We start from the raw sequence: 22,950 nt of genomic DNA, 5'->3' as shown, positions 1-22,950 counted from the left end.
ATAGAAGCTATGCTTCACCCGATCGCGGCGGCCGCGGCTGATCATGGCCGCCCTAGGCCTGGTACACGGTCCGCTTGGTGAGAATTCCCTACATCTTTGCGTTGACATGCAGCGCCTGTTCGCGCCGGGCGGGCCTTGGGCCGTGCCGTGGGCGCAAAACGTGCTGCCGGTCATCGAGGAATTGACCGCAAGACATCCGCAGCAAACGCTGTTCACACGTTTTGTTCCGGCCGCTCGGCCTGGCGAAGCACCGGGCATGTGGGCGCGGTATTATCGGCGTTGGGCCGAGGTCACCCTTGCCAACATCGATGCCGGCCTCGTCGATCTGATGCCTTCTCTGGCGCGGTTCGTGCCGCCGGCAAGAACGCTCGACAAGCATGTCTATTCGCCGTGGACTGAAGGTCGGCTCGACGCGATGCTAAATGGGTCAGGGATCGACACGCTGGTCATTACCGGCGGCGAAACCGATGTCTGCGTGCTTGCCACGGTCCTAGGCGCCATCGACCGTGGTTTTCGTGTCGTCCTTGCGACCGATGCCATCTGCAGTTCGGTCGACCAGACGCATGACGCACTGATGGAGCTCTACCGCTCTCGCTTCAGCGAGCAAGTCGAGGCGGTGAGGATTGAAGAGGTTCTGGAGAACTGGCGCTAGCCGAAGGCTCCGTGGGAGACAAGAACATGAGAACCATATTTCGGGACAACGGGCTTACGATCGCCCTGGTGGCGATGTTCCTGTTCAGCGCACTCGGCATGATCTGGTCGGGGCATTCTGCCTACAATGAAGAACTTCGTGAGCATGGCTCGGCAGCGATCGGACTGTTGGCTTATTTGAAAAGCGGCGACTTCCTCTCGGCGCTCTTCGAAAACTGGGAAAGCGAATTCCTGCAGATGTCGGCCTATGTCATGCTGACTGCCATGCTGTTCCAGCGCGGTTCCGCCGAGTCTCGTGATCCCGATGATCCCAACCGGCCCGAGGACGAACTTCCGACCGCCACCCGCAGGCGCAACCCGATCCTGTCGTGGCTCTATTCATACTCGCTGGGCTTGGCGCTGGCCCTGCTCTTCATCATCTCATTTGCCTTGCATTGGTGGGCGAGCCTGGCGGCCGCGAACGAGGAGGCGCTTCGGCACGGCGGCAAGGTTCAATCCCTGGGAGACTATCTTCTCGACACCCAGCTATGGTTCGAGTCCTTTCAGAACTGGCAGTCGGAATTCATGTCGACGGCCGTCCTGGTCCTGCTGTCGATTTTCCTACGCCACAAGGGCTCCCCGGAATCAAAGCCAGCCGGCGCGTCAAACTCCGAAACCGGCGCATGAGTCTCCGCGTGCAGGCAACGATCGCTATGCTTCGGCATCAGGCGGTGCCCGAAACGGTCGCGAAAGAACCGGCCCTTTACGAAGGCGTTTCGGAACGCCGCATAGGTCTCCGGCGGCACAGCCTCGTAGTCGTAACGCCTGCCGCTCGCGACGAACCACACCGAGAGAACCCTTGTCTCCGGATCGTACTCGGTCTTGCGGATTGACGTTGATGGATACACGATAACGGCCTCTATACGAGCGGCATTGGCATGTAGCGGGTGATCACCGTGTCCTGCCGGAACCGCCGTTCTAGCTCGGCGCGCCGTTTGCACCAGTCCGGCAGGTCGATATCATCCACCATCACTTCGAAGATGACGATATCATCTTTGCTGGACTGCTCGCCATCTTGCCACTGACCTTCCGCAGGCGCCTGCAGATAAGCCATGGCGCCTTCGAAACGGCTGGCCAGCGTCTTCCTTCACACGGTCGAAATCTTCCCGGCCAAATGGGCGACCGGTGTTGTCTGCGCGGGGAAGCAGGATCTGGACGAGGTGCAGGGCGACTGCTCGCTGAAAAGCGGTCACCGATTCCAAAGAACGACGCGTTCCCTTGCTTGGTCGGAGCCGCTTGACCTTCGCGGGCCGGCGAGACAGTCGGCGAGCGATTTGCGCCGCCCGCCTAGCGCATCAGGCCCGCTGCCCGCAGGGCATCCTCGATGATCTTCTTCACGCCGGGCTGGCCCAATTCCGTGCGACGCGGGACCTGATGGATGGCAGTCGGCTGCGGGGGCTTCGGCTTCGCATTTTCTATACCCGGCGCCGGTGACTGGGGTAGTGGCCGTTGGCTGGCTGGCACTTGCGGCCTCGATCTCCGGGAGGCGCTTTCCTCGGTTGCCGCGATCCCCCAGAACTGCGCGATCTCGCGTGTGGAGGCAATACCGACATCAAGCATATAAGGTCCCGGAGCACCAAGACCGTTGCCGAGCGGCGTGCCGTGGCCCATCCCGGCGATCATGTTGATTTCGATCAAGGCCTCTCCCGCGCCGTTGCGCCAGACCTGCTTTGCGTGCGGTCCGGCAGCTTCCCGATGCGTCGGCGCTTTCGCAAGCCGGTGGACTCCCCGCCATTGGCCTGCGATCGCTTCCGCGTTGGAAGGCGAAACCGTGTGGTCAGCGGCACCGTGCCAAATCGAAATCCTCGGCCACGGTCCCCGATGATCCGATGCGCTGCGGAGGGCCTGTTGCAGATCCTGTTCCGAACGACCACCGTGACCGCGCATTCGATCGAAGGCCTCCGGGATTGTCGTTGCGCTGCCGTAGGGCAGGCCGGCAATCAACGCACCGCCGGCAAACACTTCCGGATAGGTCGCCAGCATGGCCGCCGCCATTGCGCCTCCGGCCGAGAGGCCGGTGATGAAGATTCTCCTTCGGTCGAGACCGTGGGTGACGACCATCGTCTCGATCATCTGGCGAATCGAAAGCGCCTCGCCCGAACCACGCTTGGTGTCGGCAGGCTGGAACCAGTTGAAACAGAGGTTCGGATTGTTGCCGCGTTGCTGTTCGGGAAAGAGGAGCGCGAAGCCAGCCTCGTCGGCGAGTTGGGACCAGCCGGAATGATGATTATAGCCGGCCGCGTTCTGTGTGCAGCCATGCAGCACGACGACGACTGCAGCGCCCTTGGATAGGCCACTAGGAATGTAGAACCTCGCTCCCAATCCGCCGGGATTGGTACCGAAGTCGGCCAGCGTCCGGAGATGGTCTGACGCACCGAGGTCGGCGGGATGTGCGGCATGTCGCGCCTGCAGCGCGGCGAGGCGGGCGATGGTATCGGAGATTTTTCTCAAGGGGGCCGTCCCTGTTCTGACGCCCGGAATGGACGACGATCTGTGCAACGCACATGCAGCAGTATCGTTGCTGCACTGCACAAAAATAAGGGAGCGCGGCGGGAGATGGAGTCCGGCCGACCCTCTGGGTCGGCCGGGAGTAGACGTCTTCAGCCTCGACTAGCTGTGAGATAGAGCGCGGCTTCTTCGTCGTCGCGCTGCTTGCCGCCTAACGCTGCCGCTGCGCTGGCGATGAACGCACCGATGATGAGAGAAAGCGCGCCAACCAGCGCGAAGGTGGCGCCGGCTTTTCTAGCTGTGTCGGCTGCTTCCTGTGCTTGGACTTTGGCCGCCTCGACCTGAGCAAGCACCGCATCAACCCGGGCAGTAGCATCCGCTTGCGACAGGCCAGTGCGAGCGGCCACGAGTTGACCCAGATAAGTCTTGTCGTCGGCCGAGACTTCGCCGGCCGCCGCACTTGTAATGAGGATGCGGGAGGCTTGTGCGGCTGCTGTCGCATCGCCCTCCGCGCCCGGCGCCGCCAGCCTGGAAGGATCGGTCGGGCGGAACAGCGCATCGACGAAATACGAAGTCGCGTCGCTGCCTCCGTCGTTCCCGGCGTTTGCGGTCGCCCCTGCCGAGGCACCCATTGCTGCTCCCGAGGCCACTGTCGAGGCCGCCTTGACGCCGGTGTCGATTGCCGCGGACAGCACTGAACCGAGCACGAACACGACCAGAAGCGTCGCCAGCGCCCACGCCATGAATCCGTGCGCGGTATCCCGGAAGAACGTCTCGTCCGTATGAATGCCGACCCATTTGGTGCGAAGGCGCCCGGTCAGGTACCCCCCGAGCCCGGATGACAACCATTGTACGATGACCAGCCAGATTGCAGTGGACACAGCGAAGGTGGTGACGCTGGCGCTTTCGTTGGACCATGGAGACACCATCGTGAGCCCGAGGCCGGACCCGACAAGCATCAGGATGAACGTCAGGGTCGAGGCAGCGAAGGCGCCGGCGATGATCGGTCCCCAGTTGACTGCGGATGACGAGGACTCGACCGGCGCGGCGACGTCGGTCGCCAGGATGGTTGATGCCATGGATTCCTCCTACCGCATGAACAGCGCGAGAAGGATGATGATCGGAATAGGAACTCCGAGCAGCCAGAGTAGAATGCCACGACCCATGATTGTCTCCTATCGAAAGACGGATGTTGGAAGTAAAACAGCCACCCCAACACAGTTGGGGTGGCTGGTGTGTGATCAGGCGGCCTTGGCCATTTCGTTGGCCGAGGCGTCCGCCAATCCGGTGAGCGCCTCGTCCGTCATGGATTCCTCCGCGAGCGTCTGTTCGAGCAGCTTGGCGGCGTCGCTCATGCCCAAGACCTCGGCCCAGCGCTTCAGCGTGCCATAGCGGGTGATCTCGTAGTGCTCGACAGCCTGGGCAGCGGAGATCAGACCGGCGTCCAGTGCGGGAGTTCCCTTGAACTCCTCCATAATCTCCTCGCCCTCCTCGACGATGCCGTCGATCGCGGGACACGTCTTGCCCTGTGCCCGCTTGCCAAGGAGCTCGAAAACCTGCTGCAGGCGCTCGACATGACCGTCGGTTTCGTCCTTGTGCTTCTCGAAGGCTGCCTTCAGATCGGCCGATGAGGCGGCGCGCGCCATCTTGGGAAGCGCCTTCAGGATCTTCTTTTCCGCGTAATAGATATCTTTGAGCGTATCGAGGAAGAGATCGTCCAATGTCTTTTCTTTCGCCATCGCGGATTTCCTTTTGGTTCCAGCGTTTTTTTGTTGTCGCTCACGGTTGTGAAACGCATGCTCAACAAGCGCGCAATGCCGGAAAGGTTCCCTTGAGACGTCTGGCTGCACGTCACTCTGACTTCGTGGGGTCAACCCCCTGGTTCAATTCACTTCCCGCTCCGCCAGCCATTTCGCTATCGAGGGATCGCATGATGCTCTGATGCTTGGCGTCTCTATCTATCGAGCTTCTTGAGAATATTTTTGTCGGCGCAGCCATGAACGAGCGCGCCGACCTTGGGTACGCTGCTCGCCAAAGTCGCCGGCGAGATCAGCCCTTCCACCTATAGAATTCTCTGCGAGAACGATGTCTCCCGCCAATCGTGACACCGCCTGGCCTCCGATCCGGTTGCTCCCAGGGCGGCCAACAATGCCCACGGCGAAATAGACGTCCGGTCGTTTTTCGAATTGGCGCGCTGGGGAAGACCAAGGAACAACGACCAGCGGTGATGCCTGCCGGTCAACCGCGCGGTGGTCGCTCGCCGTCGCTTTCGCACAGGTAGTTGTGAATGTCGGTTGCAGCGAAAGCGTCCCTCGCCGATGTGCCATCTAGGCGCCCGACCCCACCGCATCGACCGCAGCCGCCTATCCGGCCTGCGTCCAACATGTGACAGGCTGATCATTCGGCCGCCAGTCCGGGCCAGCACTGAAACCCAGTGTTAACGTCGTTCGCGGGTGAGAGGATGCGGCCCGCAGTTTGAGAGTGTAGGGTACAGCTCGCTGCCAGGCAGGGAGGCGGAAATGAAATTGCTTCGGATTGCGCTCTTGTGCACGGGCACGATCAGCGTAGCAATGCCGGCTGTTCGCGCTGAGGATCAGCTTGTTCCGCCTAACCACGTAGAACCGCCACAGCCGGCAGTTCATTGCGAGGGCCAAAACTGCCTGCCACCAGCCGATGACCCTGTCGAGGAATGCAAGGGGCAAAATTGCTCGCCGGCTCCGCCGGTTGACGCAGGCGCGCAGATTGAACAGGTCGACTGAACAGCATCAGCCGAACACCCCGACTACGAAGGTAATCGCGGATCCGTGGAGAAGGTTGGATTCCGGTTCCCCGCCCTCCGCCAGGATGTACCAACCTAACTGAGGCTCACATCTGCGATCAGGCCTGCACGCCCCCAACTCCGGTAACGACGGACTGTAATATGGAACAGTCGCCCAACCCCCTGCATGGCCCCTTCAGACGAGTCTTTGATCATTGCTTGAGGAGCGTGCCTGTGTAGGTTTGGCCGGAAAGCGACGATAGTTCCGGAAGCTCGGTACTGTGCTGGCATCCGCGTTTTGTAATTCTTGAAATTGGCGGCTTCGGCGACGCCGAGTTTCGCGGGAGAATTGTTGGGACGAATTTTGGAACGAATTTCCACGAGCCGCATTACGATCGGCTAAGGTAAGACGGGGTTTGGGATGAATAAGCTGACGCAGGCGAACATTATCGCCCTCAAGAACCCGGAAATGTCCGGCAAGGATATTCAGGACTTCGACTACCAGGATTTTTTCGAGAACGGCGCCATAGCGCTGCATCTGGTAAACGCGGATGGCATCATCCTGCACGCCAACAAGGCAGAACTGGACCTTCTCGGCTATCCTGCGGAGCAATATGTCGGCCGCCACATTGCCGAATTCTATCCCGACCGGGATGCGATCGAGGATATTCTAACGCGCCTTGCCAGTGGCGAGAAGATCGAGAGATATCCGGCGCGTTTGAGGACCAGTGACGGATCGATAAAACATGTCGAACTCACGTCGAGCGGCAATTTCCGAAATGGCAAGCTGATCAACACAAGGTGCTTTACCGTCGACGTCTCCGACCTGCAGCGGGTGCGCACCGAACTGACGCGCCAGGACAACACACATCGCCAGATCCTCGATAGCCTTCCCGTTGCCATCTATACAACCGATCAGCATGGAACGATCACCTACTTTAACCGTGCCGCCGCCGAGCTGGCCGGGAGGGAGCCGGAAGTCGGCAAGGACAAATGGTGCGTGACGTTCAAGCTGTTCACTCCGGACGGCAAGGAATTGCCGCATGACGAGTGCCCAATGGCAATTGCGCTCAAGGAAAACCGGCCTGTCCGCAATCAGGAGGCCATAGCGCAGCGTCCGGACGGGTCCTTCTTCCCGTTCCTGCCCTATCCAACACCGATACGGGATGAGGACGGCAATCTGATCGGCGCCGTCAACATGCTGCTCGACCTTACTGACCGCCAGTGTGCCGAAGAGGCCAGGTTCCATTTGTCGGCCATCGTGGACTCTTCGTTCGACGCAATCGTCAGCAAGGATCTGAACACCATAATCAAGAGCTGGAATCATGGCGCCGAACGGCTGTTCGGCTACACCGCCGAGGAAGCGATAGGCAGGTCGGTGACCATGTTGATCCCGGCTGATCACCAGGACGAGGAACCCCGCATCCTGGAGCGCATTCGCCGCGGCGAGCGCGTCGAAACGTACGAAACGATACGTCAGCGCAAGGATGGCAGCCTGGTTCCTGTGTCGCTTACGGTATCGCCTGTGCGTAACGCCACCGGACATATCATCGGCATCGAAGATTGCCCGGGACATCACGTCGGCGAGGGAAAACGAGCATCGTATCCGCATGCTGATGCGTGAGGTCAACCATCGCGTCAAGAATCAGTATTCGGTCATTCTTTCAATGATCCGCGAGACCAACAAGCGGGCCAAAAGCCCCGCCGAATTTGAACGAGAGGTTCGCGAGCGGATCACGGCTCTGGCGCGGTCGCACGATCTGCTCGTGATGGGCGACTGGAAAGGCGTCCCCGTTTTCGAACTCCTGTTGTCGCAGGCGAAATCTTTCGGCAACGAGGAGCGAATTTCGATGTCCGGACCGTCCATCATCCTTAGCCCAAATGCAGTCCAATATCTCGGCATCGCCTTTCACGAACTCGCGACCAATTCGGCCAAATACGGGGTGCTTTCAGGGGATCAAGGCCAGATTTCGGTCGCATGGAACACCACGGGTTCCGGTGCCTCGAGACTCTTGCACCTCAGTTGGACCGAGACAGACGGTCCTGAGGTGCAAACGCTCGGCGAAGGCGGCTTTGGAACCGTCGTGTTGAAGCGGGTGGCACCCGAGGCAATCGGGGGGAAAGGAAATCTCGAGTACGGTCCACACGGAATCACCTGGAGCGTGGAAGCGCCATTGGCCACCGTCGAGACGTCGATTGGGAGCGAACTGTAGAGCTCTATCCATCGAGTGGCCAAAAAGGGAATGAAGGATTTGTTCATGACCTTTGCACAGCGGTCGATCGAGTGAACCCGCGCCGCTGCGGCGAGGACTGCCGCTGATTGGGGAGCGCCAGGTGCAGCGTACTACTACGACATCTTGATGTTCCAGTTCTTCTTCGGTTTCGGTGCCGATCCCCCAGGAAGAGAGGCGCGATGCCTGTTCTACACCGGACCAAAGCGCTGGTTTTGATTCGTTTAAGATATCTGGCGCGTCCGAAGAGATTCGATTACTGACCCCTGGATTGTTTGCCAGCAGAGGGCTCTACTCAACCGCAGCAACGAAGCCTGAACCGGCAAGTCATTGGGTGTGGGGGAAAGGCGGCAGCGCTCTCCCGCTAGCATCACTGCAGCGTTAGGCGCCTCTCCCGCTTGCGATTTGGCAGGTTGAGAAGCTCCGCCAGCGCACCGCGGACTTTCAGCTCAACCTGTCCCCTACGCTCCGTCGGAATGATCTCGATGCCCGTGACCAGCGAGCGGATGATCCTCGCCGCCTCGTGGCGTTCGCGCTCATCGGATTGCAATGCGTCCTGGAGCTCGGATACTTGCCGACGGTAAACCGTCACCGCTGTCGGATGAAACTCCACAATGCTTTCTGCGGCCGCCATTGCCTGAAGCTCTCGGCCTAGATTCTGCTTTTCGCGCTCGAGGTCCAGCAGCTTCGATTTCATGCTGGTCGTCGCGACACCGTCAGCGATAGCATCGACGATGTTAGCAATCTGCCTGTCGATGCCGGCATGCCGCCTTTCGACTTCCCTTTGCCGTTCGCGGTTCATGGCGTTCAGTCGCTTATGCCCAGCATGATATTCAGCAAGGAAGCCCGCAATGGCATCTGGCGCCAGCTTCAGGGCACAGGCGTCGCTGTCCAGCTTGCTGGCGCGATAGCGCTTCTGAATTGATAATCACGACGATGGTAGTCATTCTCGACGATACAAGAGTTGCTGCCATTTATTCGGACAGGAGCTACCGGTTCGATTGAACCGGTAGCGGTGAACGAAAGGGCACAAACACCCTTCGGCCGCGATTTCGCCAATAGCAATACCGCAGAAACGTGCCACTTTGGCGGAGGATCTGCGCCCTCCGAAGGCAGAAGTTACAGGTTCGAATCCTGTCGGGTGCGCCATTCACGAACAAAACTGGGCACTCCAGCCGGAGCCGCCCCACCACCCATCACAAGACGCTCAAGAACGGTCCGCCTTCCGTGGATGCGGATTTCCGTGTCATCGACCTCGACATTGTCGATGACCGCACGCAGGTAGGCGCGTCGGAAGGACGTGTCGCCGGTCAGCACGTTCTGGCGCATGACATCGACGAACGCCGCTATCCTGTCCTCGGTGATGCGCGCCTCTGGGCGCATTTCGGCGACCGCCCGGTCGAAGGCAGCCTGTGCGATGTCGCGCTCGGTCTTGATGGCGGCAACCCGGTCTTTGAGGGTCGGGTCTGCCGGGTCGGCAATGCCGTTCTCGATGGCCTGATAGAGCCTACCAAGGCGGGCTTCCGCGCCTGACAGCTTTGCCCGGAGCGCCGAAAGCCGGGCAGCGTAGTCGGCATCTTTGCGGGTCTGCCGGTCCATGAGACCGTGCAGCAGGTCCGCGACGCGCTCGGGCGTCAGCAACTCGTCGCTGATGCGCGCCATGACGGCATCATCGAGCCGGTCCATCGGGACGGACCGGCCCTTGCACGCTGACTTGCCCTTCTGCGCGCAGGTGGCGCAGGCATAGTATCGATATCGCCCTGACTTGCCGGTGCGCAGCGTCATCCCGCCGCCACAGCTGGCGCAGGTCGCGATGCCGGTCAAGAGTATCGGCCCTGTCACGACTCGCGGCGGCGATGCCTTGGGATTGCGTGCCTTGAGGCTCGCCTGAAGCGCATCGAACCTTGCCGGTTCGATGATGGCATCGCAGGCGACGACGATATGCTCAGAGGCCGGTTTTTCCTTGCGGGTTTTCGAGTCCCGCCGGTTGAACACCGCCTCACCCTTATAGACGGTGTTGGTCACAAGGGCGTGCAAGGGACCAATCCCCCACCGCGCGCCGCCGCGCGTCCGGTAGCCACGCTCGTTGAGCCAGCAGGCAGCGGCCTTGATGCCCATCGGACCCGACGTCCCGTCACCTTCCATGACGAGGCGGAAGATGAGGCGGACGGTTTCAGCCTCGACCGTGTCGACGGCGAGCTTTTTCTTGATGCGCGCACCGCGCTCCCCGGCCGCTACAGTCGTGTAACCGAAGGGCGGAGCCGCGCCGTTCCAGAAGCCCTGCCGGGCATTCTCGTTCATCGAGCGGCTGACATGCTTGCGGATTTCGTTCGACTGGTACTCATCGAACAGCGCAAAGACCTGCCGGACCATAACGCCGACCGGGTCGTCGCCGACTTCCTGCGTCATCGACACAAGGCGCACCCCGGCCTTGGCGAGCCGGCGAACGTGCATTTCCTGCAAGAACGCATCGCGCATGAAGCGGCTGAGCGAATGGACGACCACGACATCAAATGGCGAACCGCCGCCGGTGGCCATTTCTAGCAGCCGCTGAAGCTCGGGGCGATTGTCCGTCGTGCCCGAAAGTCCGGCATCGACGAACTCTGCTGCGACTGGCCAGCCGCGCGCCGCACAGAAGGCTGTCGCCTGACGGCGCTGGTCAGGAATCGACAGGTCGCTTTCGGCCTGACGGCCCGTGGATACGCGCATGTAGAGTGCGGCCCTGAGCGGCGCACCCTGTTCGGCATTCGGTAGTATGGCCTTCATCGCCTTCGTTCCCGGCCCTGAGCGGTTTTCTTAACTTCAGCATGGGTTTGCGGCCGTTCCGAGTCGCAAATGCCCGCGAGGTCCGCCATTGGCGGCATTTCGCCTGCCATGACAGCCTTGAACGCAGCCATCAAGAAGGCTTCGACCGCATCAAGCTCCCTCTCCGACACCGGCATGCCCGCAAGGTCATCGACCACGCGGAAGCCGTGGCGCTCTGACAGCGCGATAGCGGCTGGCTTGCGGGCGAACTTGTCCATGCCCGGAGCGTGCCTGCCGGCATGACCTGTGAATTGAGCACAGGTTGGTCACACAGCGCGAAGACTGTGTCCGGCGGGCTCCCCCCGCCTTGTGGCGTTTCGAAAAGGTTGCGGCGGTGACGGCCCGCAGGACCGGCGCAACGGCCTGCCCGCTCCTTCGCCCGAATAAGGTCCGGGCTCCCGTGTTGGCCGTGATCCGGCGGTGCGCCGCCCCTTCAGCGGACCGTCCTGTCCCTCTGCGTCGAAACGCAAGAACAAGGCAGGAGGACGCCATGAACCAGACAAATCTCACTTCCCGCAACGTGGTCCATCAGGGTGACTGCATCAGCATCATGCGGCAGATGCCGGCCCGGTCGGTCGACTTCATCCTGACCGACCCGCCCTATCTCGTGCGCTATCAATCCCGCGACGGCCGCCGCATCATCAACGATGACAACGGAAGCTGGCTGGAGCCGGCGGCGCGGGAGATGTTCCGAGTTTTGAAGCCCGACAGCCTGTGCGTGAGCTTCTATGGCTGGACGCAAACCGACCGCTTCATGAGCGCCTGGCGCGCGGCCGGATTCCGGATTGTTGGCCACATGGTCTTTCGCAAGAAATACGCCTCAGCCGCCCGGTTCGTGAGCTACACGCACGAATCCGCCTATGTGCTGGCCAAGGGTCAACCGGCCCTGCCGGAGAACCCGCCGGCCGATGTCATCGATTTCCCGTATACTGGAAACAAGCTGCACCCGACGCAGAAGCCGGTGGCCATTCTGAAGCCGCTCATCGAGGCGTTCTGCCCGCAAGGCGGGCTGGTACTGGACCCGTTCTGCGGCTCAGGCTCGACGCTGGTCGCGGCTTGTGAGGTTGATTGCGACTATGTCGGCATCGAGCTGGACCGGACCTATCACGGCATTGCCGCCCGGAGGCTGGCGGCCTGATGGCCCGCCTTTGCCTGACGTTGCGCCGTGGTGCGCTCTGGCGCGGAACCTGCCGAACCACCCCCCTGAAGGCAATACTACCCTCTCCGCCTCGCAAACGGGCGGGAAACGGCCCTTCGGATGACGCAAGATTCTTACGTGGTGGCGATTGCTGGCAGCCCGGCGAGCGGGTTGGTTTTCATATAGCTGCGGAATATCCCATCCATGCAGCGCATCGCCCATTGCTGGACGCCCATGCGTTGGCTTTCCACCCGCGCATAGTAGTCCTTCGCCTTGGAATAGTAACTCTTGCTCTGATTCAATGACATTGATGTCACCCCTGGATTTCCAAGACTTCCGGGCCAGCGGTGGTGGTGATGCGCAGCGAGAAGCGGCGCGAGCAGCTGCACGACAAGACCGACGCACATGCGCGCGCGCTGCGAGATCACCACATCAACCGCGACATAGCCCTCCCTCTCCAACTGGCGGAGATAGCGTTGCACCGTACGGCGGCAACGGCCGAGCGCGGTCGCGAGGTAAGTGACTGTCACCGGCAGCGTCCGGCCTTCCCTGTTCTGGCGATAGGTCAGCTCGGCGAGCTTCCGCGCGCAGCGGCGCGCGCCGTCGGTCAGATTGGGATCGTCCTCGATGCGGGCCGCCAGTTCCGGCACATAGGCGCGGCTGCCGCGCAGTGGGGCCTTGCGCGGCAGCTCCGTCTGCGCATAGCGATGGCAGGTATTGAGCGACCGCTTGCGCCGTTCGGCGCTGCCAGCCGGCACATCTGCCGGTCGCGGAACGGCTCCCGGAGCTACGATTCGACTCTTGAGCTTGCGCGCCGATTCGATGAACGCGGTTTGCGGATCATTTTGCATAGTCACTGGTTTCCTCCCTTGTGATTGGAGAAAACCCGCAGAAAATCAGGGCGCACAAATCCCTCGCAGAAATTACTTGCGATGTTTTTAGGAGTTTGAGATATTCGGATTACCACATCGCGAATATCTTTGATTTTAATGCACCCGCTTCGGCGGGTTTTCTTTTTGTTATTTCAAAGAATCCTCATTGGTTATTCAAAAGAATTACATGAAACCCGAATGGGTTTTGTGAATTGTCCGCAAAGTGCAGCGCTATAGCAAGTCAGTTCTGGGAACCAAGGGTTTGCGCGGCGTGTAGGACGCCCGGCGCACGCAACAGCGTATTTTTCACAGGCGAATCGCAGGACGACTCCAAGCGCTGGAGTTTGTCATAGTGTTATCTATCTTTGATTTTCGCCGGATAGCGACCAGATAGCCAATGGATAGCTATCAACTGGCTACCCGATAGCGGGCTATCGTATAACATCCAGATAGCTATCAAATGTATTTCGCCACGCACCAAAACTCTGGTATTTTTTGTAGAAAGTTGTTCCAATAATATTTTGAATTGTGAGTGTTCATGCCTGTTATTTCTTTTGCCAACCCTAAAGGGGGAGCCGGAAAAACAACCTCAGCCTTGCTTCTTGCCGGAGAACTTGCCGCCAAGGGCGCACGTGTCGCCATCATCGACGCAGACCCCGAGCGCTGGATCTCCCAGTGGGCGAAACTTCCCGGCAAGCCAGCCACGATCGACATCATCGCGGACGTGAGCGAAGACACCATCGTCGACCACATCGAGAGCGCAGCGAAGAAGGCGCAGTTCGTCATCGTCGACCTTGAAGGCACTGCGAGCCTTATGGTGGCGAACGCTATCGGTATGTCTGACCTTGTCCTCATTCCCACGCAGGGCGCGTCAATGGATGCGAAGGGCGCGGCCAAGACCATCAAACTCATCCGAAATCAGGAGCGCATGGCGCGGCGGACCATTGCTCACAGCATCCTGCTCACGCGCACCAGCGCCGCTGTCGCATCACGGGCACTGCGCAACGTGCGCGACCAACTGGACAAGGCCGGCATTGACGTCCTGACAACCTCGATAGTCGAACGAGCCGCTTATCGCGACATCTTCGACTATGGCGGCTTGCTGTCCGAGCTAACGCCGGACCAGGTCAGCAACGTCGAAAAGGCTCGGGAGAACGCCCGCGCCTTTGCTGGCGAAGTCATCGCCAGGCTCAAGAGCGCGGCCGTTGCGCCCAAGGTGGCCTGACATGGACAAGCAGCGCGCTGACCTTGGTTTCACCGACGCGTTCGACGACTTCGATCCGGCTGAATGGATGCCACGCCCGGACATGCCGGCCAACGACAAGCCGCCGAAGGCGGAAACATCAAAGGCTGCCGCAGCCGCCGGGTTTCGCAGCCGTGAACCGCAGCCGTTGGAGGAACGGTCCGCGCCGTCGAAAAGCGCGAAGCTTAGTCCCCCGCGCGGCCGTCGCACCGGCCGTAATACACAACTGAACCTGAAAGCCACACCCGGTACGGTTGCCGCGTTCTGCGCGATTGCCGACCGGCAGGGCTGGGGTTTGGGTGAAACGCTTGAGTATGCTGTCGCGCTTCTCGAACGTGAATATGCGGGCAGCACAGGCGCTGATAAAGGGCACCCGCCGCAGTAGTCACTACGGCGGTATGGCAATCCGAAGCGAGGAAGGGCAAAATTACTCGCGGGAGCGGGAGATGGCCGGAAGCAAGGACGACGACAGCGACACCGAATGGACGGGACGGCCGCAGGACGACCCGCGATACATTGCGGCGGCCACGGCGGCCCGGCAGGCATACCGCGCAAAATATCCGCCGGTGAATTGCTGGATCGACTCCGTTCACGAACTTGACCTCTATCTGGATGGCAGGCATCGCGCGCGCGTACTGCCCGACAAGGCGACAGCCCATCTGCTCGATGACGACGGGAATGTTGCCGGCTCCTTCATCTACCTCCGGTCGGAGACACCATTCGACGCTGTCGAAAAGCATCTCGGCATCGACCGCGTGACGGAAATTCGGGACGATAGTAATGAAGGCGGCGGCAGGATAAGGCCCCGCGTGCGCGGTACAGCCGAACGAAGTGCCGCAGCATTCCGGGAGGAATGCATGCCCTCGCAAGAGGCGTGGCGTTACATCAGGGATGCCATCCGGGTAGCCGAGGTCTTTGGTATCGAAGAAGCAGCCGCGCAGGCTTGGCGCGGCAAGATGGACGAAGCCTTGAACGCGATAGCGCTCAATCGCCGCGAGAAGGCGCTGGCCATTGTGCGGTCAGCGCTTGCCGGCATGAGCCGGGTCACTATTCTCGACTGGCAGGCGGCACGGGTCGATTGCGCGCGGGCCGCCGAGGCGCTTACCCGCGATCTCGTGGCGGAGATTGCCGGCCACATTGACGGAACGGAATCAACGGCGAACGAAAGAAGCGGGGGCTAAAAGCCCCGCGCTCCCTGAACCATCGTCATCGCCCGCGAAATATTCTCCAGTGTCGCGAGCCCAGCAAGGCGCTCCGGCGTGCCGGTTGCGGTGCGAGCCAGAGCCTGCGACGCCTGCCGGAACAGGGCGCGCAGTTCCGATTGGCTGCGATGTTGCAGTTCGGCGATTGTCAGTAAGCGATTCATGATTTTCTCCCTTGTTTTGCGGCCGGCTTGATTGCCAGCCTTGTGAATCACCGAGGCGTCGGCGATGGACGGCGCGCACGCGCAAAAACCGAGGGGAATCGCCCACCTGCAACGAAGTGAAGGCAGGGGAAACGGGAATTTGCGCTTGCGCGCTTCAAGGACAGACCGATGCAGATTCACAGTCTGGATTGGCAGTCAGGTCCGGCTTGCAAAACGTCGGTTTGGGAAAAATCCTGAAGCGACTCTGATGATTACAGAACCAGATAGTGCAGCAGCCTGGAACGGGCGCGTCCGCCCTGCGGACCAGGCTGTCAGGCTTCGCCCGGAGCCGCACAGCGTCTCCGCCAGCCGGTTTCCATCCTTCGCGCATTGAGAACAGCAGAGCCGGCGTTGCCGGCGCTCTGAATTGCGGGCCCTGCCCGCATCTTTCAAGCAGAAGGGGGCCTGCGGCCCCACGGCCGTCAAGGCTTTTATCCTTCGCTTGCGCTGCGGACGCCGCCGGGGCGTTCCCCGACTTTCGGTCGCAAGCTCCCTGCCAAGTCGGGAGATACCCCTGTCCCCGGCGGCGGCCCTGACCGCCGAACCCCCGCTCATCGCCGCGCGGCTAGTCCGGTTGCATGCGCAACCGGCTAACCAAGGAAGGAAAGGCCATGAGTGAGGAACGGAAAGACATCTATCAGCGTGTAACCGACAGCATCATAGCGGAGCTGGAAAAAGGCGTCCGCCCGTGGCTGAAACCTTGGAATGCAGACCATGCGGCAGGGCGCATCACCCGGCCCTTGCGCGCCAACGGCATCCCGTATCGCGGCATCAATGTTTTGATGCTCTGGGCCGCAGCGACCGAACGCGGCTATACCGCGCCGCTGTGGCTGACCTACAAGCAGGCGCAGGAGCTGGGCGCACAGGTGCGCAAGGGCGAGAAGGGCAGCCTTGTCGTTTATGCCAACACTATCACCCGCACCGAGCAGGACGACGTGACCGGCGAGGATTTGGAGCGGGAGATTCCCTTTACGAAGGGATACACCGTGTTCAACGCCGAGCAGGTGGACGGTTTGCCGGCGCATTTCTACGCCGTGCAACAGCCGGCCCTTGACCCTGTCGCTCGTATCGCGCGCGTGGAGACTTTCTTTGCATTCGTCGGAGCCGACATCAGGGAAGGAGGCAATCAGGCTTTCTACAACATGGCAGAGGACCGCGTGCAGATGCCGCCCTTTGTGGCGTTCAAGGAACCGGAAGCTTATTACGCCACCTTGGCCCACGAGTTAGGTTTCATCGCAAGTGTCCTTCTTGCTTCAGCACCTGCAGCAGGGAGGGCATGACGATGGCTTCTCTGAACCGAGCAGATGTTTATGCCCGCATCACTGAAGAGATTATCGCTGCCATCGAAGCCGGTGCTGGCGAGTATGTGATGCCCTGGCATCATGATGGAACAGCCACTGCCCGGCCGACCAATATTGCATCCGGCAAGGCCTACCGTGGCGTGAACACACTTGCCTTGTGGGTCGCGGCGCATAGCGCTGGATATCCTGCCGGCCTCTGGGGAACGTATCGCCAATGGCAGGCCCTTGGTGCCCAGGTGCGCAAAGGTGAGAGATCCACAACCGTCGTCTTCTGGGGGCAGATCGGCGGCAAGACTTATGAGGATGATGATTCCAATGATGGTGAGCGTCGGCGTCTATTCGCCCGCGGCTATTCGGTGTTCAACTGCGCCCAGGTCGATGGTTATGAGCCAGAACCGGCGGTTGCCCGCTCGGAAGAAGAACGTATCGCACACGCTGATGCTTTCTATGCGAACCTTGGGATCAGCACCGTATATGGAGGCAACGAAGCCTACTATTTGCCTTCGGCTGATCGGGTGCATATGCCAGTTTTCAGCTCATTCCGCGACGTCGCGTCTCATTACAGCGTGCTTTTCCATGAAGGTCTTCACGCGTCAGGAGTAAAACACAGACTCGACCGCGATCTATCCGGACGGTTCGGCTCCGAAGCCTATGCCATGGAGGAGATAATTGCTGACGCTGGAGCAGCCATGGTTCTCGCCGATCTATCGATATCGGCACGGCCAAGGCCGGATCACGCCGCCTATATCTCCAGTTGGTTGAAGGTCCTTCGCGCCGATACCTCCGCCATCTTCACGGCCTCAAGCAAGGCTCAGGCCGCTGTCGACTGGATGCATGCGCAACAGCCCTGCCAGCAGATCAGCGCGGTAGCGGCCTGACAGGCAACGCAGCGGCAGGCGCCAATGGCGCCCGCCGCTGCGAGGATGCCAGTTTGTCCTCCGCCGTCCTCGCCCGGTGAAGGAGTGCTAGATTTTCGCTCGCCAGCTTCCGCTTTTCTTCGCTGTGCCGGCGGGCTTCGGAACGGAGCTGTGCAATCTCAACCTCCATTTCCGTCACCCGGGCCGCGAGGTCTTTGGAAGGACCTGGTGCCTGTACGGCGGCCTCGATCTCATCGAGGATGTCGCGATGTGTCGTGTAGAGCGGATTTCGGCTTTTCCCCGCTTCACGCGCGACCGAAGCGGGACTGATCCTCACGATGCGCCCCTGATGATCCGGATGGCGGCCCTCGCCACGAACCAGTCGAGCCAGCGCCGCACGATAAGCGCGCGCCGCAGACAAGGCGGAAGGCGAGCGTGGGTCATCCATCATGTTCTCCGATCCTGATCAGGACATTGTCGCATTGTTCGATTGCCTCGGTGAGAACCGCGACCGTCATTTCGTTGGCGGCAGGGAGCAACACCTGGTTCCTCGTCCGACGGTCCTGCCAATAAGGCGCATGCTGCGGCTCGATCACCATGTTCGCGCAGCCCAGGCAGACAGATGGACTCCGGCCGGCCTCGCTGGGTGCTATTTCACCTCCACAACGACTGGTCTCCTGCTGGAACACACACCAGCCGTAATCGCAGGCGTGGATGCGCAGGTCCGTTTCGGCGAGGACAAACTCGATGTAATCCTGACGGACCTGCTCGCCGGCGCGTCCCCGGAACCGGGCGTTGCCCGCGACAATGCGCTCGCCCATGCGCCCGGCAAGTCGATCGCTGACCAGCATTCGTTCCAATGCCGTGGCTGTTTCCGCCCGGTTTTCATGATCGACGAGTTGCCGGAGATCGAAGTCGCTGCCGACATAACCACGCGCGGTCATCGCGACCGATGCGTGTTTGTAATGCCCCGCAAGGCCAAGAAGTTGCGACCGGTCCTTTCGCGCGATAAAGCGCGCAAACGTCTTGCGGAACTGGTGGCTGCTGAATGCCCAAGGCTTTCCCTCGTGCATGGGCACGCCAACATGTCGGGCAAAATCGTTGATCCGCCAGCCGATATGCATCTGGGTGACCGGGACGATCTCGCCGTACTGGGTATTTTTGACGAGGAAGAGTTCTCGCCTTCCGGACGCTTTACGCAACGGTGCACTCAGCTGCTCAAGTAGGCTGACCGCCTTCACCACGGGGTCAGGAGCAATCCAGCGCTCCAGTCGTCCGCCATGCTGGTCGACGGTCTTGAACAACCGCGCGACAATGTAGGCTTGATCGACGCCGGTATCCCCGATGGGGTGGAACTCGATGGCACCGACCTCGGTCGAGAGGATTTCGCTCACGCGCATGCCGACGAAGCCGGCAATGATGATATAGCAGGCCTCCGCGAGATGCGTGGCAGCGTGGCGGACCGCATACGCGCCGGACAGTGCTTCGCCCGCAGGGCCTTTCAGATCGGCACGCCGCAATGCCTTGCGTACATGGTAGGAAGCTTGCCTTTTTGCCCCTTGGGTCAGTCCGAACGCCCGTGCCTCGCGTCGGATCGTCTCTGCTTTCACGATCGTTGGACCATGGTCCTCCACCCATTGCAGAGCGGTATTCAGCAAGGAGATCGCAATGGCATCGGGAATGAACGGGATCGCACCGCGCGTCGCGGGCGTCAGGCCTGCCGCCTCATAGGTCGTCTCCTGCGGCAGAGGATCGATCAACGGGGCATCATCAAGCTTGGTTCGCTGTCGATAGAGATCCTTCAGCACCACCATGTAGTTGACGATGGTGTTCGCCGTGATGGGCTTTCCCCGGTATCCCACTCGTGTCAGCAGCCAGGCTCGCAGCCGCTCCACGGCCGCGGCATCAATGCTGCTGAACGTCTCCAGTCCGTCGAGCACCATCCACCGGATCATGGTTTTCAGGGTGATGGCTTTGCCATGCACCGACGTTGGTGACAGCCGCTTGCGACCGGCTGGTGGATTCACGGTCATCGACCATAAGAACTGCTTCGCGGTTTCATGGAGAGCACGCCACGCGTCTTCACTGATGACAGCTCCCTCCGGCAAGGCGATCGTCCAGCTCATTTTGTTCTGGTCGGCGCGCCGGCCGGCGGTCCGGATGTCGAGCAACCATTCATCATCGCCGAACCGGCTCCATTGCGAGAGCGGTGCTTCGGACCACTCGGCGAGAACAGGTTTTCGAGCACGTCGCGCCTTCATTCGATCACCGGCAGAGCTGGTGCCGCTTCCATGGACGCGGCCAAGTGAAGCTCCGGCGAGAAGCGCGGCAGGATGTCGTGCTCGAGGATTTCCAGTTTCGGCGCGTAGAGGAGCCGCCAGCGGTCCGGAGCCAGCGCTTGACGTGCCGCGACAAGGGCATCTCGCGTCGACAGCAACCGGATTAGAACACCAGGATCGAGAGGAATCACCGCGTTCGGGCAGGTGAAGCAGCCCAGCCAGGCCGTGCATAGACGGCCAGTTTTCTGGCCTTCCCCGACGCCCGCGAGTGGATCCTTGCAGATGAAGCCGGCAGCCGTGGCATATTCGGCCTGGACTGTCGCTACGTCGGCATCACGTTCGTCATCAGCCTCATCGTGGGGGCTGCGAATGGCTTCGACGAAGCGTAATTGCAGATCACCGATAATGCGCTCCTGGGCCTTTCGCACGATCGGCCGATCGATATAGCGCTGCGTTGTATCCGGCGTGGCGTGATTGGCGAGGATCTGGGTCTTCAGGATATCGTGCCCGAGCGTTTCATGCGCGAGAGTGAGCCCCGTAGTTCGCAGCGCGGCCAGGGTGAGCGCGAGCGGCGCGCCTTTTTCGTCAACAAGGCCGTGACGTTGGGCGAACAATCTGACGTGCTTACTCATCAAGTAGTCGGGGATCAGCTTGATCGCACGCGTGCCGTTTATGCTCGCGACCAGAAAGAGCCGCTCGCGATCATGCGCCGGAACATGGGGCATCAATAACGCCGTCATTTCCACTACCTGATCGATGAGGTGAGGCACCGACAAACTTTTGTCACGCAGGAAGCTTCGCCGCTGCACTCGGTTTGAGCGGCCCTTCGACCACGTCATGACTTCCCGGCCATCTAAAAGCAGATGATCGCTCATGCAGTCCCGTCGAAGTTCTCGGAGGGCCTCGGGGTTCGCGTAGCTCTGCGCCCCGATGGCGATCATGTATGGAATCAGCGTTTCGGGCAGGGTGTGAAGATAGCTCGCGAGCTTCTGGTTCCCGCCATGCTTAAGCGAGGCGAAGTGAAGCCGCCATCGACCAGCACCGCGCTCCAGCGTCACGTTCTGGGGAGGAACCAACCCGCCGTAATGCTCGACGATGACAGCGAGCATCACACCGAGATCATCAAGGTCGAGCCGACTGAGATCCCGTTCCCGCGCGATAGCCTCGCGGTCGACCTGGGAGAGCAGGGTTTTCCCAGCCTGGAAGGTCGACCAGATTGCTTCTATGTCTTTGCGAGCCGCGGAGAGGATCGCTTCCATCTCAGACCGGCTCAGCGCCTCGCGGGGACGCGTCTCTGCATTCTTGCGAGGAAAGGCGTTGAACGGGATTTCCAGATCGGTGGCGACGAGCTCAGGCCGATTGCGCTTCAGCCAGCGAACCATCTGTTTGAGCACGGACCAGGTGCCATGGCGAGAACTCTTGGTCCACGGTTTGGTATCGAGCCACGCAATAAAAGCTCGTAGCGTTGTTGTATCGACATCCCGCATCGATGTGATGGCGGGATTTTGCTCACCAAGGAACACAAACCAACGGCGAAGCGCATGGAACGCTCCCTCGCGCGTGGCCGGACTGTGACCGGCATGGTGGTTGCGGAAGGCAAGCGCGATTTCGGCAGCGACTCTTGGTGTCATTCCATAGATCGAGAAGTCGAAGCTTTTTTCCAGTCGACCGTTGGGATCAAGGAAGTTGACCACCAGCGAAGTAGGCTCGCCAGCGAGCGGTATAGGCGATGGATCGAGCCGATAATCTTTGCGTTGCCGCTTCATTGTAGAAGAGCCCCGTAAAGTTCGTCGACAGAGGATTCCACCAGTGTCAGATCTGTCGCCAGCACGCGCAGATAGATTGCCGTCGTAGAAAGATCGGCATGTCCTAACACCACCTGGAGGGTGAGAAGTGGATTGAGCTCCGGCTCGTCTTGCGCCCGCCGTTGCAAGAACCGGAGCATCGCTGTCGCAAAGGTATGTCGCAGCGCATGGAAGCTTGCCGTCACACCTGCTGTCCCGGCCGCGGCGGCGAACATTGCACCGACACGGCGAGCACTGATTCCGCGACCGGCTTCCGTCAGGAAGACAGCATCTGGTTCCGCGTAGTCGGCGTGCCGCAATTTGGCTCGTCGAACGATGACCGCTCGCTCTTCGCGCGCATAGGCGAGCGTGCGATCGATCAGGGACAATGGCGGATAAACCGTCCGCGTTTTGCCCCCTTTCGTGGCTTCGATTCTGACGACGACCAGAGCATCCAGACTGGATCGTGGAAGTGACCGCAGTCTCAATCCGGCTACCTCCATCCGGCGCATGCCGGTTGTGACAGCCCATTCGATTATCAAACGGTCGCGAGACCCCAGGCCAGCCATCACGCGTCGCAACGCGACCGGCGACAGCGGTTTTGGCAGCGCCGAGGTTTGCCGGATAGTCAGTTCATTGGCGAGCTGTCGCCCGCCGGTGGCATCAACATGAGTGAGGAATCCCTGCGGCTGACGTCGCGACAGCGCAAGTTCGCTCGTGTTGAACGGTGCAGTATCAGTGAGACCCGCAGCAACACACCATCGATAGAACAAAGCCAATGTTCTGAGGCGACCATTGACGGTGCTGCGGGCATAGGCCCGTCCGGTGTGATCGCTGGGTCGAAAGAGCATCCGATCTCGGTACGCAGCGATTTCCGCGACGCCGACCTCATCCCATATCCACTCATTCGCTTCGAGGGTCTGCCACCAGTCGTAAAGGGCTTCACCATAAGTGCGCCATGTCTGCCGGCTGCGTGTTCGTCCTCTTACGAGCGCAATGTGCAGCAACCAGGCACAAGCCGGTTCGACCAGACGCATCTCTCGGTCGAGGAGCATCGGCACGCCAGGGACTGACATACCGTTCGGTGCAAACTCATCGGAAGTGAACAATAGCTCGGCCAAAGGCTCTCCAATTCGGGC

General features: G+C 60.7%; 21 protein-coding genes and 2 pseudogenes. 9 read left to right on the top strand and 14 right to left on the bottom strand.

Going from position 1 to position 22,950, the window contains the following annotated elements; translation table 11 throughout:
• The first annotated feature begins 106 nt into the window (after positions 1 to 106).
• Together JG739_RS09265 and JG739_RS09260 are read left to right on the top strand one after the other, a co-directional pair.
• Positions 107 to 652, top strand: a complete 546-nt coding sequence (locus tag JG739_RS09265) for a cysteine hydrolase family protein (RefSeq protein WP_244749765.1) — start codon at positions 107 to 109, stop codon at positions 650 to 652.
• A gap of 26 nt (positions 653 to 678) precedes the next feature.
• Positions 679 to 1,317 carry a DUF6766 family protein gene (locus JG739_RS09260; RefSeq protein WP_202366198.1) on the top strand — a complete coding sequence of 213 codons (639 nt, stop codon included), beginning with the start codon at positions 679 to 681 and terminating at the stop codon, positions 1,315 to 1,317.
• A 113-nt stretch (positions 1,318 to 1,430) separates the two neighbouring features.
• Here JG739_RS09260 and JG739_RS36345 read toward each other — a convergent pair.
• The 5 genes and pseudogenes from JG739_RS36345 to JG739_RS09240 form a co-directional block, all read right to left on the bottom strand.
• A pseudogene (locus JG739_RS36345) lies at positions 1,431 to 1,478 on the bottom strand (KTSC domain-containing protein); the annotation flags it as partial.
• Positions 1,479 to 1,549: 71 nt separating this feature from the next.
• Positions 1,550 to 1,744, bottom strand: a complete 195-nt coding sequence (locus JG739_RS35255; RefSeq protein ID WP_244749763.1) for a hypothetical protein — start codon at positions 1,742 to 1,744, stop codon at positions 1,550 to 1,552.
• Positions 1,745 to 1,977: 233 nt separating this feature from the next.
• Complete coding sequence (locus tag JG739_RS09250; RefSeq protein ID WP_202366197.1) at positions 1,978 to 3,141, bottom strand: extracellular catalytic domain type 1 short-chain-length polyhydroxyalkanoate depolymerase; 1,164 nt, start codon at positions 3,139 to 3,141, stop codon at positions 1,978 to 1,980.
• A gap of 149 nt (positions 3,142 to 3,290) precedes the next feature.
• A complete protein-coding gene (locus JG739_RS09245; RefSeq protein ID WP_202366196.1) occupies positions 3,291 to 4,217 on the bottom strand; it encodes a hypothetical protein in 927 nt (308 codons plus the stop codon).
• 162 nt (positions 4,218 to 4,379) lie between these two features.
• Entirely contained in the window at positions 4,380 to 4,877 is a 498-nt protein-coding gene (locus tag JG739_RS09240; protein ID WP_202366195.1) for a YciE/YciF ferroxidase family protein, read from the bottom strand.
• Positions 4,878 to 6,365: 1,488 nt separating this feature from the next.
• Here JG739_RS09240 and JG739_RS36340 point away from each other — a divergent pair.
• Positions 6,366 to 8,109: pseudogene (locus JG739_RS36340) on the top strand (PAS domain S-box protein).
• A gap of 388 nt (positions 8,110 to 8,497) precedes the next feature.
• Here the strand turns inward: JG739_RS36340 and JG739_RS09230 are convergent.
• The 3 genes from JG739_RS09230 to JG739_RS09220 form a co-directional block, all read right to left on the bottom strand.
• Positions 8,498 to 8,929: a hypothetical protein gene (locus tag JG739_RS09230; protein WP_202366194.1), complete on the bottom strand. Its 432-nt coding sequence runs from the start codon at positions 8,927 to 8,929 to the stop codon at positions 8,498 to 8,500.
• A 317-nt stretch (positions 8,930 to 9,246) separates the two neighbouring features.
• Complete coding sequence (locus JG739_RS09225; RefSeq protein WP_202366193.1) at positions 9,247 to 10,893, bottom strand: recombinase family protein; 1,647 nt, start codon at positions 10,891 to 10,893, stop codon at positions 9,247 to 9,249.
• Positions 10,890 to 11,150, bottom strand: a complete 261-nt coding sequence (locus JG739_RS09220) for a hypothetical protein (protein ID WP_202366192.1) — start codon at positions 11,148 to 11,150, stop codon at positions 10,890 to 10,892. Before JG739_RS09220 ends, JG739_RS09225 begins: the two co-directional genes overlap by 4 nt.
• Positions 11,151 to 11,422: 272 nt before the next feature.
• Between JG739_RS09220 and JG739_RS09215 the strand changes: the two genes are divergently transcribed.
• The gene (locus JG739_RS09215; protein ID WP_202366191.1) at positions 11,423 to 12,070 is read left to right on the top strand and encodes a DNA methyltransferase; all 648 of its coding nucleotides are present in this window, start codon (positions 11,423 to 11,425) and stop codon (positions 12,068 to 12,070) included.
• A 134-nt stretch (positions 12,071 to 12,204) separates the two neighbouring features.
• Here the strand turns inward: JG739_RS09215 and JG739_RS09210 are convergent, their stop codons facing one another.
• Positions 12,205 to 12,921 carry a helix-turn-helix domain-containing protein gene (locus JG739_RS09210; protein WP_202366190.1) on the bottom strand — a complete coding sequence of 239 codons (717 nt, stop codon included), beginning with the start codon at positions 12,919 to 12,921 and terminating at the stop codon, positions 12,205 to 12,207.
• A gap of 559 nt (positions 12,922 to 13,480) precedes the next feature.
• Between JG739_RS09210 and JG739_RS09205 the strand changes: the two genes are divergently transcribed.
• The 3 genes from JG739_RS09205 to JG739_RS09195 are packed head-to-tail and all read left to right on the top strand — an operon-like array spanning position 13,481 to position 15,366.
• Complete coding sequence (locus tag JG739_RS09205) at positions 13,481 to 14,167, top strand: ParA family protein (protein WP_202367389.1); 687 nt, start codon at positions 13,481 to 13,483, stop codon at positions 14,165 to 14,167.
• 1 nt (position 14,168) lies between these two features.
• On the top strand, positions 14,169 to 14,570 hold the full coding sequence (locus JG739_RS09200) for a stability/partitioning determinant (protein WP_202366189.1): 402 nt from the start codon (positions 14,169 to 14,171) through the stop codon (positions 14,568 to 14,570).
• Positions 14,500 to 15,366 carry a hypothetical protein gene (locus JG739_RS09195; RefSeq protein WP_202366188.1) on the top strand — a complete coding sequence of 289 codons (867 nt, stop codon included), beginning with the start codon at positions 14,500 to 14,502 and terminating at the stop codon, positions 15,364 to 15,366. Before JG739_RS09200 ends, JG739_RS09195 begins: the two co-directional genes overlap by 71 nt.
• Here the strand turns inward: JG739_RS09195 and JG739_RS09190 are convergent.
• A complete protein-coding gene (locus tag JG739_RS09190; RefSeq protein WP_244749757.1) occupies positions 15,363 to 15,551 on the bottom strand; it encodes a hypothetical protein in 189 nt (62 codons plus the stop codon). The two genes, JG739_RS09195 and JG739_RS09190, sit on opposite strands and share 4 nt — an antisense overlap.
• A gap of 650 nt (positions 15,552 to 16,201) precedes the next feature.
• Here JG739_RS09190 and JG739_RS09185 point away from each other — a divergent pair.
• The gene (locus tag JG739_RS09185) at positions 16,202 to 16,870 is read left to right on the top strand and encodes an ArdC-like ssDNA-binding domain-containing protein (protein ID WP_202366187.1); all 669 of its coding nucleotides are present in this window, start codon (positions 16,202 to 16,204) and stop codon (positions 16,868 to 16,870) included.
• Entirely contained in the window at positions 16,867 to 17,769 is a 903-nt protein-coding gene (locus tag JG739_RS09180; RefSeq protein WP_199202493.1) for an ArdC family protein, read from the top strand. The genes JG739_RS09185 and JG739_RS09180 overlap by 4 nt, the downstream gene beginning before the upstream one ends.
• Here JG739_RS09180 and JG739_RS09175 read toward each other — a convergent pair.
• From JG739_RS09175 to JG739_RS09160, 4 genes are read right to left on the bottom strand one after another with little or no spacing between them, the layout of a single operon-like run.
• Positions 17,750 to 18,199 (bottom strand): hypothetical protein, encoded by a 450-nt coding sequence (locus JG739_RS09175; protein ID WP_199202492.1) that lies wholly within the window; start codon positions 18,197 to 18,199, stop codon positions 17,750 to 17,752. The genes JG739_RS09180 and JG739_RS09175 overlap by 20 nt on opposite strands.
• Positions 18,189 to 20,009 (bottom strand): hypothetical protein, encoded by a 1,821-nt coding sequence (locus tag JG739_RS09170; protein ID WP_199202491.1) that lies wholly within the window; start codon positions 20,007 to 20,009, stop codon positions 18,189 to 18,191. Before JG739_RS09170 ends, JG739_RS09175 begins: the two co-directional genes overlap by 11 nt.
• Positions 20,006 to 21,793: a site-specific integrase gene (locus tag JG739_RS09165; protein WP_244749624.1), complete on the bottom strand. Its 1,788-nt coding sequence runs from the start codon at positions 21,791 to 21,793 to the stop codon at positions 20,006 to 20,008. Before JG739_RS09165 ends, JG739_RS09170 begins: the two co-directional genes overlap by 4 nt.
• The gene (locus tag JG739_RS09160) at positions 21,790 to 22,932 is read right to left on the bottom strand and encodes a tyrosine-type recombinase/integrase (RefSeq protein WP_199202490.1); all 1,143 of its coding nucleotides are present in this window, start codon (positions 22,930 to 22,932) and stop codon (positions 21,790 to 21,792) included. The genes JG739_RS09165 and JG739_RS09160 overlap by 4 nt, the downstream gene beginning before the upstream one ends.
• Between the last annotated feature and the right edge of the window lie 18 nt (positions 22,933 to 22,950).

Origin of the sequence: Mesorhizobium sp. L-2-11, assembly GCF_016756595.1 — a bacterium.
In the GTDB taxonomy this organism is placed as follows: Bacteria; Pseudomonadota; Alphaproteobacteria; order Rhizobiales; family Rhizobiaceae; genus Mesorhizobium.
The sequence above is the reverse complement of the archived record's forward strand: the minus strand, read 5'-3'. Positions and strand labels throughout refer to the sequence as shown.